Source organism: Agitococcus lubricus (assembly GCF_003051055.1).
Lineage (GTDB): Bacteria > Pseudomonadota > Gammaproteobacteria > Pseudomonadales > Moraxellaceae > Agitococcus > Agitococcus lubricus.
This window is the reverse complement of sequence record NZ_QAON01000005.1, coordinates 162,339-178,089: the sequence shown is the minus strand read 5'-3', so window position 1 is coordinate 178,089 and position 15,751 is coordinate 162,339. Positions and strand designations below refer to the sequence as shown.

Below are 15,751 nucleotides of genomic sequence, written 5' to 3'. Positions count from 1 at the left end.
TGTTTAATACGTCGCTTTAGCACCATCTCTTATTTGCCTAAGGCAGAGTGCGTTGTTGTCTAACGCCCCATGACTTTTTGGATACCATTTACACTGGCTAATACAACCGCCCCTGCGATGATGCCAACAATAGCATCCAAAAGCGTTGGAATGAGTACACTCAACAACGCACCTGCAGGCAGATGACTCACACTGTGAGCAAGGTGCTCAATGGCCTCATGTGCGGGGCTAAAACCATGCGTCAAAATACCGCCACCGACCATAAACATGGCGGCTGTCCCTAACACGGATAGGGCTTTCATTAGGTAAGGTGCGGTCGTTAATAATAGACGTCCAAACTGTTGGCGGGTATGGCTAGCTTGTTGGCTTAAATAGAGACCTGCATCATCTAACTTGACAATACCAGCGACTAAACCATACACCCCAATGGTCATAATCAGTGCAATACTGGTTAATACGGTGACCTGTTGCATAAAAGGAGCGGCCGCGACTGTTCCTAAGGTAATCGCAATAATTTCAGCCGATAAAATAAAATCGGTTCTGACGGCACCTTTAATTTTTTCTTGTTCAAAACTCACCATATCCGTTTGTGGGTCATTGATTGCATGGACTAATGCTTGATGATGTCGTTCGTCTTCTTCATGTTTATGTAAAAGTTTATGCGCGAGTTTTTCAAACCCTTCAAAACATAAAAATGCGCCGCCAATCATTAATAGAGGAACAACTGCCCACGGTGCAAATGCACTAATCAGCAGCGCAGCAGGCACTAAAATGGCTTTATTGATGAGCGAGCCTTTGGCTACCGCCCATACAACAGGTAATTCACGGTCGGCTTGTACGCCCGTCACTTGTTGGGCATTGAGTGCTAAATCATCACCGAGTACCCCAGCCGTTTTTTTGGCGGCGACTTTAGTCATGACCGCCACATCATCTAAAATAGTGGCAATATCATCTATCAGTGCCAATAAGCTACTTGCCATGCTAATCCATTCCTATTTGTATTGCGTGTGAGAGGCTGCTTGTGCAGATTAACGCTATTTTTTCATATCGTTTGTGATTTTTACAGCAATTTATCAGGCAGGTTATATACGCGATTAAGTAACTCTTAAGCTCGGGTTTGTATCCTGTAGCTACAATAAGGGTGTTTAATGGCTATCAGCCAGCACAAACAGTATGTAATGAGCAGAAGGGGCAAGCGATGTCTATACAAAATACCCATGATACATGGGGACAGTTGGCTAAACTATTTCATTGGTTAAGTGTGGTGATGTTGCTTGCTGTTTGGGGCATGGTGGCATGGCATGAAGCCAGTCCTAAAGACAGCGAGGCGTATATACAATCGATTATGCTACATAAAGCCTTAGGTGTATCTTTGGGGACGTTAATGTTGGCACGTTTAACATGGCGATTGATTAATGTCACGCCGCGGCCTCTGGCTGCGCCTGCATGGCAACAAATGGTTGCCTCTTATGTACATGGAGGGTTGTATTTAGCGTTATTGGCAATGCCTGTGACGGGTATGGTGATGTCTCAGTTGGCAGGTAAACCGATTAGTTTGTTTGGTTTTTTTGAGCTGCCCCAGTGGCTGACTGTGAATAAAGAGTTGGCGGGAGATATTAAAGAGTTGCATGAAGACGTGTTTTGGCCATTGTTAGTGTTGTTAACCATGGCACATATTGGGGCTGCCATTTACCATCAAAAAATAGTCAAAGATGGTTTAATTCAACGGATGCTGTGATTACAGGTTGATTTGTCCTCTACGCAAGGTAGAGGGCAAATAGCCGTTAGCTTAGGCTAATTCGGCATACAAATCGTAATCATCGGCATCAACAATAGTCACCGTCGCAAAAGCTCCAATTTTTAAATCAGCTGCGCCTTCGCCTTCAATATACACATTGCCATCAATTTCGGGCGCATCTGCTGCTGAACGAGCAATAGCAACCCCTTCTTCTTCGTCAATGTCATCAATTAACACTTGAATGGTTTTGCCAATTTTTAATTGCAAACGTTGAGCAGAAATTTCTTGTTGAACTTCCATAAAACGTTGCCAGCGTGCTTCTTTAACGTCTTCTGGAATGGGGTCTGGCAATTCATTAGCCGCTGCACCGTCAACAGGTGAATACTTAAAGCAGCCCACACGGTCGAGTTGTGCTTCGCGTAACCAGTTTAATAACTCTTCAAACTCTTCTTCGGTTTCACTAGGGAAACCCACAATAAAGGTAGAACGTAATACTAAGTCTGGGCAAATTTCGCGCCATTGTTTAATGCGTTCGAGAGTGTTTTCGCTGTGAGCAGGACGTTTCATTAATTTAAGAATACGTGGGCTGGCGTGTTGGAAGGGAATATCCAAATAGGGCAAAATTTTGCCTTCAGCCATTAACGGAATGACGTTATCAACGTGCGGATATGGATAAACATAATGCAAACGTACCCAAGCACCCAAGGTAGACATGGCTTCACACAATTCTTGCATACGTGTTTTTAACGGTTGGCCATTCCAAAAGTCGAGTTTGTATTTTAAGTCCACACCATAAGCCGAGGTATCTTGTGAAATCACTAATAATTCTTTTACGCCTGATTTAACTAAATTTTGGGCTTCGGCCATGACTGAACCAATCGGGCGAGATACTAAATCACCACGCATGGACGGAATAATACAGAAGGTACAACGATGGTTGCAGCCTTCAGAAATTTTGACATACGCATAATGCTTAGGGGTGAGTTTGATGCCTTGTGCAGGCACTAAATCAATAAACGGATGATGGTCTTTTTTGGGTGGTAAATAGTGATGCACACTGTCCATCACTTCTTCATAGGCGTGTGGGCCAGTCACTTTTAACACGCTGGGATGCACGTCACGAATTTGGCCTTCTTTGATGCCTAAACAGCCTGTAACAATCACTTTACCGTTTTCGGCTAAGGCTTCACCAATCGCATCTAAGGACTCTTGTACCGCGGACTCAATAAAGCCACAGGTATTGACGACAACTAAATCCGCGCCGTTATAATCGGGCGAAATTTGATAACCTTCGGCACGTAATTGCGTCAAAATGCGCTCAGAATCGACCAAGTTTTTAGGGCAACCTAAAGACACAAAACCTACTTTGGGTTGTTGAACAGACATGAGCGCACTCCAAAAGAATTTTTCATAAAAGCAGCAAAAACGGGGTATATTGTACCTGTTATTGTGCTTAAACGTGAATGAAAAAAGGCAACAGGTGGCGTATCTTTAAGGAGTAATAAGATGCCGACGATTATTTTTTTGCTATTTTTAGCGGTGATGGGGTTTTATGCGGTAGCGGTGTATAACAGTCTGATTACCCTGCGTAATCACTTTAAAAATGCCTTTGCACAAATTGATGTACAGTTACAACGTCGTTATGAGTTGATTCCAAATTTAGTAGAGGCAGTAAAAGCCTACTTAAGCCACGAAAAAGAGACCTTAACGCAGGTCATTAACGCCAGAAATCAAGCGGCAAGTGCCGAGCAGTTGGTTGCAAAACAAGTGGATAATACGGCTGCAATGACACAATTGGCACAGGCAGAAGGTGTGTTGAGCGCTGCTTTGGGCAAGTTAATGGTATTGTCCGAGTCCTATCCCGATATTAAAGCCAACAGCACCATTCAACACTTAATGGAAGAGTTAAAAAGCACCGAAAATAGAGTCAGTTTTGCCCGCCAAGCCTTTAATGATGCCGTGATGGTGTATAACATTGAGCGTGAAAAATTTCCGAACAATATCGTGGCCAATTTCACCCAATTTCAACAGGCTCAAATGCTAGAAATTCCTAATATAGCCGCCAAAGAGCCCATTAAAATTAGTTTTAATTAAGAGTTCACTGTAGTGGATTTTTTTAGCCGTCAATCGGCTGCCAAACGTGCGAGTGCACACTTAGTTATTTATTTTATAGTAGCCGTTGCAATTATTTTTTTGGGGGTGAATGCTGTATTGTATATCGCCGCAGTCCTTAGCACCTACGATACAGGTCAAGGTACAGTATTATGGCATGCTTGGTCTGAACAAGCGCTATTAGGGGCTTTACTGTTAGTTGTGGGCGGGAGTGCGGTAGAGTGGTTTTTATTGCGCGAAGGAGGGCAAGCGATTGCGACGTTATTAGGTGCGAAGTCGCTGGATTTTGCCACGGCAAGCCCTCTTGAGCAGCAGTTTATCAATGTCTGTGAAGAAATGGCCATCGCCTCAGGTGTGCCCATGCCGCGTCTATATGTGTTGCCTGCACAACATACGATTAACGCGTTTGTGGCTGGCTATAGCGCACAAAACAGTGTGTTGGTGCTGACTCAAGGTGCATTAACACAGTTATCTCGAGAGGAATTACAAGCTGTCGTAGGCCATGAATATAGCCATATCTTGAATGACGATATGCGCTTAAATACGTATATGGTGTCATTGCTAGCGGGTTTGTCCGCCGTCGGTCAGATGGGGGAGTTTCTGATGTGTCCACCCACCACCTCGCACCGCCAGCAAAGAACGTATACGCCATTTTGGCCACTGGGCTGGGGCTTATGGTTAGTGGGTTATGTGGGTTTGCTACTTGGTCGTTTAATTAAAGCCGCTATTTCGCGAGAGCGTGAAAATTTAGCGGATGCCAGTAGTGTACAGTTTACCCGCCAGCCCGACGCATTGGCAGGGGCTTTGTATAAAATTGGTCAGTTTGGCTCTTACTTACACACTTGGCATGCCGAACAAGTGAGCCATATGTGTTTTGCTAATAGTGTCAAGATAAGTCAGTGGCTAGCGAGCCATCCGCCGTTAGAGCAGCGTATTAACACGATTGCACCGAGTTTTTTAACCCGAATGAAATATCAAACGCGGCAAACTCAGACCATGCAAGAGGCTGCTTGTGTGCCAAGCTCACAATCTTCCACCCACAGTCATCACCTGAGTTTTGCGCCAACCACCTCATATAGCCCCCTGCCTCAATCGGTAGACCAGAGAACAATAAACACTCAAGATAAGGTGGTCTTTCATTTTGATGTGCCTTTAAGCCAAGCGGTAGGGGACTTACAGTGGGCAGATTTGCTATCGGCTCAGTATTTATATCGTAATTTACCTATAGACATCTCCCGAGCTTTACAAACGACAACAGGGGCAAAAATGGTGTTATTTGCTTTATTGGCTCAGGAGCAACAATGTTCGGTATCTGTGCTAGAGGATTTTTTTAAGCAGCAAATAGGAATGGCTTTCTCTGTTCGGCGTTTACAAATGCAGCTAACGCGTAGCGACCATCGTCTCGCGTTGCCTATCGTTGAGTTGGCGATACCTCGCTTATATCAATTGCCCGTTCAGGAGCAACAACAGTTTTTGGTTGAGTTACGTTCATTTGCATGGCTCAATCAGCGATTATCTGTCTTTGAATTTGCATTAATAAAATTAATTGAACAGGCCATTCATCCTCCGAAGGTCATTTTTAGGCAGCAAGCCCTCAGTCATTTCTCACCGCAGTGCGCTCAACTTGTTGTCGTCTTATTGCAGCATGGCGCTCATCCAAGCACAGCATATGAGCAGTATTATCAGCAATTACTCGCCCCCTTATTCTTAGACGTGCCACCTATGCCAACACAGTGCACCTTACAAACCTTAGATAAAGTGTTTCTGCAATTTTGCTATCTCAATGCAGAAGCCAAAAAACAGTTGATAAATCTTGCTGCACAAACGATTCAAACCGACGGTGTATTACACCGTTCAGAATATGAGTTAGTGAGAGTATTGGCGGCAGTATTAGGATGCCCTATGCCATTGCTACAAGGCGGTATAAAAAATTAAACAGATGACAACGTCAAGGCTTAGCAATACGGTGCATCTACCAAACATCAATAGACACTAGGGTGACTACTAACCTATAAGTCACGGGAAATGTATCGATAGACAGCGTGCCAAGAACGCGCCGTATGCTACGGCTGTTTGGCTATATCCATGGATTGTTGAGCAGACGATTGGATATAGCTAATAATCATCTGTTGTAAGCCGTCTATCATTTGTTCTTCGCTGATGAGTTTGTGCCGATTATTCATGTAACGAATCATAGTAAATAAGGTACTGTTAATGATAATAAACGACTTTACGTGTAAATCGGTCAGCGGGTAGTCTTGGGCATGTTGCAAAAAAAAGATACGGCCAAACTCTGTGCCTGCATCGTAAATTAAATCAATGGCCTCTTGTACGGGCAAACTCAGCCAATTTTTGACAATCTCAAAACAGACTTTATCTTCCCTGAACAGTTGAAAACCATGCCGTAATGCGCGGTTGAGAATATCGTCTAAACTCGCATGTGGATTGGCGGTGACAATCTGTTGTAGGTCATGAATCATTTGTTCGGTGTTATGTTCAATTAAGGCTGCAATTAACTCCTGTTTATTTCTAAAGTATTGATATAACGAGCCAATACTGACGTCTGCTAATTCGGCTACTTTTGCCGTCGTCAATCCCTCAATGCCATAGCGTGTTACCGCCTCGTATGTCGCATTAACGATATTAGCCACCATCGCCTGAGAGCGTTGCTGGACGGGCTTTTTTTTCATAATAATTCCCTAAATGCGAATTGAATGCGAGTACATATTCGTATTATTAACAGGGTGTCGTCAACCCTCATTCTGTTGTGCGAGATAAATATTATGACCACGCCTGCTTTTATGACTCAAACGCCGCAACGAGCCAAACAATTATGGTTAGAAACGCATAGTCCTCGACCTTCTTGGCGAGCAAAACTCATTCATCGTTATGTGGATTGGATATTACCAGACGCACGTCGCCAGCAATTAATTGCAGGTTTGTGGCAGGGCGATAAGGTCATGGACGATTTTGTCTCGTGGATGTTTGCCCAAGATAATATTCGTCATATTAAACAACAATTTGAGCGCGCGCTGGTGGAAGGGATTCATCAGATAAAAGAGTGTCCAGCCCCCTTAGCCTCCTTATTTGCTGCGATTGAGCCACCTAAGTGGTTGGATGAAGACTTAGTGAGGCAAGGTGCGCTGGCGATGCAGCGTATGGGCACTCCCGCTAATATCGTGTTAAGGGATTTAGCGTTGATGGGGGGGTACAAAATGTCGGGTTTTAATCAAACTTTAGTCTTAACAGGGGCATTAACCAAAGGAGCGGATAAACGTACTTCCGAAACAGGACAGTGGTGGTCGGACTGTACACAAGAGAATGGTATGTCTCGTTTTGAAGTAGGGTTTAAGAGCACCATACAGGTACGTTTTATTCATGCGGTTGTCCGTCGTCATTTACAAACTAATGAAAAATGGGATAGCCAAACATGGGGGTTGCCTATTTGCCAAGTGGATATGGCCGCCACGTATTTAGGGTTTTGTGTGGTATTTTTATGGGGGCTGAGGGGCTTGGGGGTGATGATTAGCCCACAAGAATCTAAAAGCATTATGCATTTTTGGCGTTATACGTGCTGGCTGATGGGGGTTGATGAGCAATGGTTGGTGAATACAGAAAAAGAAGGTGCTTTGTTGCTATTTCAATGTTTATTGACACAAGCGCCGCCAGATTGGACAACGCACGAGCTGGCAGGAGCACTCGCAAAAGAGCCATTACAACGGGGAATACCTTCGCGCTTTCAATGGCGGCAGCGTTTAGCGTATAGCAAACATTTGAGTGTCACCCGTTATTTTTTGGGTAAACGTGGTATGCAAGACTTAGGGTTACCAACCACTATTTTGCCGTGGTATCCGCCTTTAGTGTTTGGGGTGAATTTGAGTAAGTCGGTGTTGTATCATTTGTTGCCTATGTATCAACAACGTTTTATACAACAGGGTAGAGCAGAGCAGGTGAGTAATTTGCAGGAGTTGGGAATGAGGTTGGGGTAATATATTGGTGTTATGGTTTAGCAAGTAGCCTGTATGTCGCGTAGCGAAATACAGGGTTAATTTTTTAAGAAGTAATCAGTGGCGTAGCGTGGGTTGACGAAGGAAACCCACAATTTATTAACCAAATCAATGCGATGGGTTTCGTGCCTCAACCCACATTACCATGCTTATATGTATCCCATGTTATATTGCACTTTACATGGGATACAAACCACACATTACTTTGCCAACAATCTAACCAAAATGCCTTCATACATCTTAGCCAAGGCATCCAAATCAGCGACATTCACACACTCATTAATTTTATGAATCGTGGCGTTAATCGGCCCTAACTCCAACACTTGTGCGCCTGTTGGGGCAATAAAACGACCATCGGATGTGCCACCACTGGTGGATAACTCGCTATCAATGCCTGCTACTTCTTTAATTGCTTCAACACTGGCCGCAACCAATTCACCCTTAGCCGTTAAAAACGGATGACCACTCAAACTCCATGCTAAGTCATATTTTAAGCCGTGTTTGGCTAAAATGGCCTCAGTACGCGCCTTGAGTTGTTCGGCAGTCACTTCGGTAGAAAAGCGGAAATTAAACACCACGTCAATATCGGCAGGAATGACATTGTTTGCACCTGTTCCTGCATGAATATTGGAAATTTGAAAACTGGTCGCAGGAAAAAACGCATTGCCATTGTCCCAGACTTCAGCCGCTAATTCGGCTAAGGCAGGGGCGGCTTTATGAATCGGATTATCGGCTAACTGGGGGTAAGCGACATGACCTTGAATGCCAATCACTTTAAGAATGCCATTTAATGAACCACGACGACCATTTTTAATCACATCACCCAAAGTTTTGCTGCTCGAAGGTTCACCCACCAAACACCATGTGATTTTTTCTTGGCGTGCTTCTAAATGTTCAACCACTTTTACTGTGCCATCTTTGGCTACACCTTCTTCATCACTGGTAATCAAAAAGGCAATAGACCCTTGATGATTAGGATGTTGGGCAACAAAATTTTCGCAAGCAACCACCATCGCGGCCAACGAACCTTTCATATCGGCTGCACCACGACCATATAACACACCATCACGAATTTCGGGTTGAAAAGGGTCGTTGTGCCAAGCAGTTAATGTGCCTGTGGGGACAACATCGGTATGGCCAGCAAAGGCAAAGACAGGCGCAGAGTTGCCCCGACGCGCCCAAAAATTATCCACCTCACCAAAGCGTAAACGCTCGATGTGAAAGCCAATTTTTTCTAAACGCTTTATCATTAATTCTTGGCAATTGGCATCAACAGGCGTGACGGAAGGGCAACGAATCAGGTCTAAAGTTAAATCTAAAGTAGCAGACATAATATTTCCAGTTAGCAGAGCAATGCCAGTCAGTTAAGCATTTTTTGTTGGTTTCGACTCCGCTCAACCAACGAAAAATGCACCCTGAGCGTAGTCGAAGGGTTACTTTTAAGGGGCAATTTTCCCTTAACTGACGGTCATTAATTAGCAGAGAGCTTGTATCTTGTGACTTACGCGCTTGTTTCGACTTCGCTCAACTCAAGCATTTCGGTGAAATGCGTAAGTCATAATTCATTTTAACGTAATTTCCACTTTTTGTAGTTCAACAAATTGCCCATCTTGGCAAGAACCTTGCTAGAATCGCTGATTGATAATGGGTATCCATCAGTCAGTCTATCCACTTGCATCCGATGATATTGTTGATGCACAGGTGATGACTCTATCTGTCCCTATTGGTTTATGAAGGAGCAAAACAAGGTGAAAAAAATTATCCCGTTGACTGTATTAGCCGCCGCAGTTGCCTTGAGTGCGTGCAGCAAAAAGCCCGAAGAGCAAACCAGTCAGGCCACGGCGTCGTCGGGTGCGGTCGTGGTAAAAATTGGCCATGCTTCACCCTTAACAGGCCCTCAAGCACATTTGGGTAAAGATAACGAAAATGGCGTGCGGATGGCGATTGAAGAATTAAATGCCAAAGGCCTCACGATTGGCGGGCAAAAAGTTCAGTTTGAATTAGAGTCCGAAGACGACCAAGCCGACCCGCGTATTGCCACTACTGTAGCGCAAAAATTTGTCGATGATAAAGTCAGTGGCATTATTGGCCACTTAAACTCAGGCACCACCATTCCTTCTTCACGCATTTATAATGATGCAGGTTTAGTGCAAATTTCGCCTTCGGCAACCAATCCCAAATATACCCAACAAGGTTACAAAGGCGCATTCCGCGTGATGGCCAATGATGTACAACAGGGTAAAGTCTTAGGCGAATTTGCGGTTAAAGACATGGGGGCTAAAAAAATCGCCATCATTGATGACCGTACTGCCTATGGCCAAGGTTTAGCCGATGAATTTGAAAAAGCGGCTAAAGCGGCTGGCGGTAATATCGTTATGCACGAATTTACCAACGACAAAGCCTCTGACTTTACTGCGATTTTAACCAAAATTAAGGGAGTCGCCCCTGATTTAGTGTTTTATGGTGGCATGGATGGTCAAGGCGCACCCATGGTCAAACAAATGCAAACCTTGGGCTTAAAAGCCCAATTTTTGGGGGGTGATGGTATTCATACCGCAGAATTTATGAAGTTAGCGGGTGCTGCTGCTGAGGGCGTGACCGCTTCTTTACCCGGTGTCCCGTTAGAGCAAATGCCACATGGTGCAGACTTTAAACAAAAGTTTGAAGGCAAATACGGCAAAATCCAGTTATACGCACCCTATTGTTATGATGCGATGATGGTGATGGCCGAAGCGATGCAACGTGCTAACTCCACTGAACCAGCCAAATATTTACCCGAAATCGCCAAAACCAATTATAGCGGTGTCACTGCCAATATTAAGTTTGATAGCAAAGGCGATTTACAAGGGGGAGCAATCACCGTCTATCGTGTGGTTAAAGGCGATTGGCAAGTCCTAAAAACGGTGACGGGACAATAGCTTCGACTGCGCTCAGCTACCTTGACTTGGTTCAGCTACCTTCTGACTCCGCACCCTGAGCGGAGTCGAAAAGGGCGTTCCCTGAGCGGAGTCGAAGGGTAACGAATTTAGATTTATAACAAAGAGAAAAACCATGAAACAACTATTTGATACTTTTCGCGCACATAGCTTAGAACTGTTACCTAACTTAAAAGAGCGTTATGGCTTGTTATTACGTCGTGATTTAGTCAGTGCCAAATTACTCGCCAAAGATGGGCAATTACTGTTGGAATACACGGTCACCGATAAAGACCATTACTCTTTTGATAACAAGGTCATCACCAACAGTTTGACCTTAACGGCAGACATCGACGAAGGCTTGAATGTACAACAGTCTATTTTTGATAATGCCCGTTATTTGGTCGAAGAATTATCGCCTGTTAAATTAGCTAAAATGGCAAACTTATTTGATGAAAGTGCTGCTGCGGTGATTATTAATTATCAACGCGGTTAGTCAGTAAAGAGAGAGTGATAGATTGGACATTTTAGCCCAACAGTTAATTAATGGCCTGATTTTAGGCAGTATTTATGCGTTAATCGCGCTTGGTTATACCATGGTCTACGGTATTTTAGGCTTGATTAACTTTGCGCATGGCGAAATTGTCATGATTGGCGCAATGGTATGTATTACCTGTCTCAATTTATTACTTGGTCATGCAGGTGACAGTTCCCCGTTATTATTAGTGTTTGCCAGCGTATTAATGGCCATTCCTGTGTGTGCCGCTTTAGGCTACAGCATTGAGCGAGTGGCGTATCGGCCATTACGCAAAGCTCCTCGTTTAGCACCATTAATTACCGCAATTGGCGTATCTATCGTGTTGCAAAATATGGCGATGATTATTTGGGGTAGACAATATGTGCCGTTCCCTGCCATTTTTGAAAATGCGCCACATCAAGTGTTTGGTGCATCCATTACCTCATTACAAATTAGCATTATTGTGTTAGCGACAGTCATGATGGGCGCATTATGGTTATTGGTGCAAAAAACTAAATTGGGTCGTGCAATGCGTGCCACTGCTCAAAGTCCACAAGTCGCTTCGTTGATGGGCGTTAATGTCAACCAAGTGATTGCCATGACCTTTATTTTAGGTTCTTGCTTAGGTGCGGTGGCGGGTATTATGGTTGCTGCAAACTACGGACAAGCCCATGCCTATATGGGCTTTTTATTGGGTCTAAAAGCCTTCTGTGCCGCGGTATTAGGGGGTATTGGTAATATTGCAGGGGCAGTGATTGGCGGTATTTTGTTGGGCATTATTGAAAGTGTGGGTGCAGGTTATTTAGGTGATTTAACCAATAACTTTTTAGGCAGCCAATACCAAGATATTTTTGCCTTTTTGGTATTGATTTTAGTCTTAGTGTTTAGGCCATCAGGTTTGATGGGCGAAAAAATGGCGGAGCGACCCTAATGAAGAAGGTTTGGTTAGGTTATGGCTTGCTCGCATTAGGTTTAGTGTTTGCGCCGTTTTTGGTTGGCTCTTTTGGTGCATCGTGGGTACGGCTGTTAGATTTTTGCCTGTTATACATTATGTTGGCCTTGGGGCTAAATATTGTCGTCGGTTATGCAGGTTTATTAGATTTAGGTTATATCGCCTTTTATGCGGTGGGTGCGTATGTGATGGCGATTTTAGCGTCTCCGCATTTAGAGTTACATTATTCGGCATGGATGTTATTGCCGTTAGGCGCGTTTTTGGCCTGTATTGCAGGGGTATTATTAGGTGCGCCTACCTTACGTCTCAAAGGCGATTATTTAGCCATTGTCACTCTAGGTTTTGGTGAAATTGTCCGTTTATTTATGAATAACCTCGACCGTCCTGTCAATATTACCAATGGGCCTCAAGGCATTAATATGGTCGATAATGTCAAAATCGGTGGTTATGATTTTGGTCAAGGCTTTGATATTGCAGGGCACTCGTTTGGTTCGGCCTATAGCTATTATTATTTATTTTTAGTGTTAGCGTTATTAACCATTTTTATTTGTATTCGTTTAGAAGATTCGCGTATTGGTCGGGCATGGATGGCGATTCGTGAAGATGAGTTAGCCGCTAAAGCGATGGGCATTAACACGCGCAATATCAAACTCTTAGCCTTTGCTATGGGGGCAAGTTTTGGGGGTGTTGCAGGGGGCTTATTTGCCAGCTTTCAGGGGTTTATTAGCCCCGAAAGTTTTAGCTTAATGGAATCAGTCATGGTGCTGTGTATGGTGGTATTGGGCGGTATGGGACATATTGGTGGCGTGATTTTAGGTGCAATTTTATTAACCTTAACCCCCGAAGTGTTGCGAGAAGTCATCAACCCACTACAGCGTGAACTGTTTGGCCGAATGATTGTTGACCCCGAAAATTTACGCATGTTGTTGTTTGGTTTGGCGTTAATTATTGTCATGTTAGTCAAGCCCGCAGGGTTATGGCCATCACCCAGAAGACAAGAGGAGCTAAAACATGGCTAATCGAGTCACTAAAACGGCATTTATCAGTGAGGCTGAGTATTTGGCAGGTGAAAAAATTGCCGAAACTAAACATGAATATATAGATGGTGAAATCTTTGCCATGGCTGGTGCAAGTGCCAGCCATAACCGTATATCGTTAAATGTGGCACGTAAATTTGGTAATCATTTAGAAGCTAAACCATGCCAACCTTATATGTCTGACATGAAGGTAAAAGTCGGTACAAAGTATTTCTACCCTGATGTGTTGGTTGATTGTTCAGGTTTGGCGGATGATAGTCATGTCACAGAAAAGCCGACACTTATTGTCGAAGTGTTATCTAAAAGCACACGGCGCATGGATGAAACCACTAAACGTATTGCTTATACCCAAATCGACAGCCTATTAGAGTATGTGCTGATTGAGCAAGATTTTGTCGATATAGAAATTATCCGTCGTCGTACAGGTTGGCAGTCCGAGCATTTTTATTTAGGTGATAGTCTGACTTTTGAGTCTATTGCTTTGACTTTGACTGTCGAAGATATTTATGCTCGGGTGAATAATCCTGAATTAGTTGAGTGGCGGCAGTTACAAGCCGAAGCAAGCTCTGAATCGAAGTTAATAAATCCATGACTGCATTACTTCAACTCTCCCATATCGAAAAACGTTTTGGGGGTATTCACGCCCTCAAAGACGTGTCATTAGCCATTCCCCAATCGTGTATTTATGGTTTAATTGGCCCAAATGGCGCAGGCAAAACCACCTTGTTTAATGTGATTACTGGCTTGTATGAAGCCGACAGTGGTGAACGCATTTTTTTAGATAAACCGTTACCGTTAAGCCTAAAGCCACATGAAATCTTGCAGAGAGGCATTGCCCGTACTTTTCAAAATATTCGTCTTTTTCAAGATATGACCGTGTTAGAAAATGTCATGGTGGCACGCCATAGCAAAAGTAAAGCAGGAGTGTTGGGGGCGATTTTACGCACAGCCAAAGTAAAAGCCGAAGAAAAAGCCATTAAAGATAAAAGTATGGCATTACTGGCTTATGTGGGTTTAGAACAAGCGGCTGAACGTATTGCTAAAACTTTATCCTATGGCGACCAACGTCGTTTAGAAATTGCGCGTGCCTTGGCAACTGAGCCGAAGCTACTGACTTTAGACGAGCCAGCCGCAGGTATGAACCCAACAGAAACGGCAGACTTGGCCAAATTAATTCAGCGTATTTATGATGATGGCACGAATGTGTTGTTAATTGAGCATGATGTGAAATTGGTTATGGGGTTGTGTCATCGGGTGGCGGTGTTGGATTTCGGTCAATTGATTGCCGAAGGTATGCCTGCTGATGTGCAAAAAGACCCCAAAGTCATTGCTGCCTATTTGGGAGGTAGTGTATGAGCTTATTAACCGTCAAAAACTTACAAATTGCTTATGGTGGCATTCAAGCGGTTAAAGGCATTAGTTTTGAGATTAAACAAGGCGAGTTGGTGAGCTTAATTGGTGCTAACGGTGCAGGCAAAACCTCAACCCTCAATTGTTTGGGTGGATTGCTAAAGCCTGCATCAGGGGAGATTAGTTATCAAGGACAAAACTTATTAACCATTCCTACGCATGACCGAGTTAAACATGGTTTAGCCTTAGTGCCCGAAGGACGAGGCATCTTTTCTAAACTAACTGTTGCCGAAAACTTACGCATGGGCGCGTATCATCGGCAATTAGCTAAAGATGAACTAGAACAAGCCTATCAACGCTTTCCTCGTCTACATGAACGTAAAGAGCAATTAGCAGGCACGTTATCAGGTGGCGAACAACAAATGTTGGCCATTGTGCGCGCTTTACTGAGCAAACCCAAATTATTGTTACTCGATGAACCCTCAATGGGCTTAGCCCCGATTATGGTCGAAAAGATTTTTTCTACCATTAGCGAAGTCACCAAAGAGGGCGTGGCGGTGCTGCTCGTTGAACAAAATGCCAAAGCCGCTTTAGCCTTGGCACAGCGTGCTTATGTGATGGAAAGTGGCAAAATTACCTTAGAAGGGGATGCTAAAGAGTTGGCTGCGGATTCGCGTGTACGCGCTGCATATTTGGGAGAGTAATCATGGAAATGAGCGTGACAACGCCAGCCATCTTATTTCCTGCTATTTCTTTGCTCATGTTGGCATATACCAATCGTTTTTTGGCGCTGGCCAGTTTAATTCGTAGCTTACACGCTCACCACGAACAAAAGAAACATGACCCCCGTTACCGAGGGCAACTCGCCAATTTACGTAAACGCTTACGTTTAATTCGGCGTATGCAAACCTTTGGTGGTATTAGTTTTTTCTTTTGTGTGGTGTCTATGTTGTGCTTATTTTTTGGCAACGAGCAAGCAGGGCGTTGGGTTTTTGCAGGTAGTTTAGTCTGTTTAATGGTGTCTTTAGCGATGTCGGTCGTCGAAATTCGTATTTCCTTAGATGCCTTAGAAATTGAGTTGTCCGATTTAGATTTTGACAAAGAGGATTAACCATCACCTTTG

Annotated in this window: 16 protein-coding genes; 12 read left to right on the top strand and 4 right to left on the bottom strand. The window is 43.9% G+C overall.

What is annotated here, in order from left to right:
- Nucleotides 1-59: 59 nt before the first annotated feature.
- Nucleotides 60-980, bottom strand: a complete 921-nt coding sequence (locus C8N29_RS07160; RefSeq protein ID WP_107865369.1) for a DUF808 domain-containing protein — start codon at nucleotides 978-980, stop codon at nucleotides 60-62.
- 218 nt (nucleotides 981-1,198) lie between these two features.
- On the opposite strand from C8N29_RS07160, the gene C8N29_RS07155 reads away from it, so the two are divergent.
- The gene (locus C8N29_RS07155) at nucleotides 1,199-1,738 is read left to right on the top strand and encodes a cytochrome b (protein WP_146164429.1); all 540 of its coding nucleotides are present in this window, start codon (nucleotides 1,199-1,201) and stop codon (nucleotides 1,736-1,738) included.
- 51 nt (nucleotides 1,739-1,789) lie between these two features.
- Here the strand turns inward: C8N29_RS07155 and rimO are convergent, their stop codons facing one another.
- Complete coding sequence (rimO, locus tag C8N29_RS07150; RefSeq protein WP_107865367.1) at nucleotides 1,790-3,124, bottom strand: 30S ribosomal protein S12 methylthiotransferase RimO; 1,335 nt, start codon at nucleotides 3,122-3,124, stop codon at nucleotides 1,790-1,792.
- Between the two features lie 120 nt (nucleotides 3,125-3,244).
- On the opposite strand from rimO, the gene C8N29_RS07145 reads away from it, so the two are divergent.
- Together C8N29_RS07145 and C8N29_RS07140 are read left to right on the top strand one after the other, a co-directional pair.
- Nucleotides 3,245-3,832 carry a LemA family protein gene (locus tag C8N29_RS07145; protein WP_107865366.1) on the top strand — a complete coding sequence of 196 codons (588 nt, stop codon included), beginning with the start codon at nucleotides 3,245-3,247 and terminating at the stop codon, nucleotides 3,830-3,832.
- Between the two features lie 12 nt (nucleotides 3,833-3,844).
- Complete coding sequence (locus C8N29_RS07140) at nucleotides 3,845-5,785, top strand: M48 family metalloprotease (protein ID WP_107865365.1); 1,941 nt, start codon at nucleotides 3,845-3,847, stop codon at nucleotides 5,783-5,785.
- 128 nt (nucleotides 5,786-5,913) lie between these two features.
- Here C8N29_RS07140 and C8N29_RS07135 read toward each other — a convergent pair whose 3' ends face one another.
- The gene (locus C8N29_RS07135) at nucleotides 5,914-6,540 is read right to left on the bottom strand and encodes a TetR/AcrR family transcriptional regulator (protein ID WP_107865364.1); all 627 of its coding nucleotides are present in this window, start codon (nucleotides 6,538-6,540) and stop codon (nucleotides 5,914-5,916) included.
- Nucleotides 6,541-6,633: 93 nt separating this feature from the next.
- Between C8N29_RS07135 and C8N29_RS07130 the strand changes: the two genes are divergently transcribed.
- Nucleotides 6,634-7,839 (top strand): oxygenase MpaB family protein, encoded by a 1,206-nt coding sequence (locus C8N29_RS07130; protein WP_170106923.1) that lies wholly within the window; start codon nucleotides 6,634-6,636, stop codon nucleotides 7,837-7,839.
- Nucleotides 7,840-8,057: 218 nt separating this feature from the next.
- On the opposite strand, the gene dapE is transcribed toward C8N29_RS07130, so the two are convergent.
- The gene (gene dapE / locus C8N29_RS07125; RefSeq protein WP_107865362.1) at nucleotides 8,058-9,188 is read right to left on the bottom strand and encodes a succinyl-diaminopimelate desuccinylase; all 1,131 of its coding nucleotides are present in this window, start codon (nucleotides 9,186-9,188) and stop codon (nucleotides 8,058-8,060) included.
- 417 nt (nucleotides 9,189-9,605) lie between these two features.
- Here dapE and C8N29_RS07120 point away from each other — a divergent pair, with 417 nt between their 5' ends.
- From C8N29_RS07120 to C8N29_RS07085, 8 genes are all read left to right on the top strand, one after another.
- Complete coding sequence (locus C8N29_RS07120) at nucleotides 9,606-10,775, top strand: branched-chain amino acid ABC transporter substrate-binding protein (protein ID WP_239986978.1); 1,170 nt, start codon at nucleotides 9,606-9,608, stop codon at nucleotides 10,773-10,775.
- A 133-nt stretch (nucleotides 10,776-10,908) separates the two neighbouring features.
- Nucleotides 10,909-11,268, top strand: a complete 360-nt coding sequence (locus C8N29_RS07115) for a hypothetical protein (RefSeq protein WP_107865360.1) — start codon at nucleotides 10,909-10,911, stop codon at nucleotides 11,266-11,268.
- Nucleotides 11,269-11,290: 22 nt separating this feature from the next.
- Entirely contained in the window at nucleotides 11,291-12,220 is a 930-nt protein-coding gene (locus C8N29_RS07110; protein WP_107865359.1) for a branched-chain amino acid ABC transporter permease, read from the top strand.
- Complete coding sequence (locus C8N29_RS07105; RefSeq protein ID WP_107865358.1) at nucleotides 12,220-13,260, top strand: branched-chain amino acid ABC transporter permease; 1,041 nt, start codon at nucleotides 12,220-12,222, stop codon at nucleotides 13,258-13,260. The genes C8N29_RS07110 and C8N29_RS07105 overlap by 1 nt, the downstream gene beginning before the upstream one ends.
- Complete coding sequence (locus C8N29_RS07100) at nucleotides 13,253-13,870, top strand: Uma2 family endonuclease (RefSeq protein ID WP_107865357.1); 618 nt, start codon at nucleotides 13,253-13,255, stop codon at nucleotides 13,868-13,870. The genes C8N29_RS07105 and C8N29_RS07100 overlap by 8 nt, the downstream gene beginning before the upstream one ends.
- The gene (locus C8N29_RS07095) at nucleotides 13,867-14,634 is read left to right on the top strand and encodes an ABC transporter ATP-binding protein (protein ID WP_107865356.1); all 768 of its coding nucleotides are present in this window, start codon (nucleotides 13,867-13,869) and stop codon (nucleotides 14,632-14,634) included. The genes C8N29_RS07100 and C8N29_RS07095 overlap by 4 nt, the downstream gene beginning before the upstream one ends.
- Entirely contained in the window at nucleotides 14,631-15,332 is a 702-nt protein-coding gene (locus C8N29_RS07090) for an ABC transporter ATP-binding protein (protein WP_107865355.1), read from the top strand. Before C8N29_RS07095 ends, C8N29_RS07090 begins: the two co-directional genes overlap by 4 nt.
- 2 nt (nucleotides 15,333-15,334) lie before the next feature.
- Complete coding sequence (locus tag C8N29_RS07085) at nucleotides 15,335-15,739, top strand: DUF2721 domain-containing protein (RefSeq protein ID WP_107865354.1); 405 nt, start codon at nucleotides 15,335-15,337, stop codon at nucleotides 15,737-15,739.
- Nucleotides 15,740-15,751 lie beyond the last annotated feature (12 nt).

Bases quoted from the DNA above. Each gene is read 5' to 3' on its own strand.
- C8N29_RS07160 (WP_107865369.1), bottom strand. From the start codon at position 980: ATGGCAAGTAGCTTATTGGCACTGATAGATGATATTGCCACTATTTTA.
- C8N29_RS07155 (WP_146164429.1), top strand. From the start codon at position 1,199: ATGTCTATACAAAATACCCATGATACATGGGGACAGTTGGCTAAACTA.
- rimO (WP_107865367.1), bottom strand. From the start codon at position 3,124: ATGTCTGTTCAACAACCCAAAGTAGGTTTTGTGTCTTTAGGTTGCCCT.
- C8N29_RS07145 (WP_107865366.1), top strand. From the start codon at position 3,245: ATGCCGACGATTATTTTTTTGCTATTTTTAGCGGTGATGGGGTTTTAT.
- C8N29_RS07135 (WP_107865364.1), bottom strand. From the start codon at position 6,540: ATGAAAAAAAAGCCCGTCCAGCAACGCTCTCAGGCGATGGTGGCTAAT.
- C8N29_RS07130 (WP_170106923.1), top strand. From the start codon at position 6,634: ATGACCACGCCTGCTTTTATGACTCAAACGCCGCAACGAGCCAAACAA.
- dapE (WP_107865362.1), bottom strand. From the start codon at position 9,188: ATGTCTGCTACTTTAGATTTAACTTTAGACCTGATTCGTTGCCCTTCC.
- C8N29_RS07115 (WP_107865360.1), top strand. From the start codon at position 10,909: ATGAAACAACTATTTGATACTTTTCGCGCACATAGCTTAGAACTGTTA.
- C8N29_RS07105 (WP_107865358.1), top strand. From the start codon at position 12,220: ATGAAGAAGGTTTGGTTAGGTTATGGCTTGCTCGCATTAGGTTTAGTG.
- C8N29_RS07100 (WP_107865357.1), top strand. From the start codon at position 13,253: ATGGCTAATCGAGTCACTAAAACGGCATTTATCAGTGAGGCTGAGTAT.
- C8N29_RS07095 (WP_107865356.1), top strand. From the start codon at position 13,867: ATGACTGCATTACTTCAACTCTCCCATATCGAAAAACGTTTTGGGGGT.
- C8N29_RS07090 (WP_107865355.1), top strand. From the start codon at position 14,631: ATGAGCTTATTAACCGTCAAAAACTTACAAATTGCTTATGGTGGCATT.
- C8N29_RS07085 (WP_107865354.1), top strand. From the start codon at position 15,335: ATGGAAATGAGCGTGACAACGCCAGCCATCTTATTTCCTGCTATTTCT.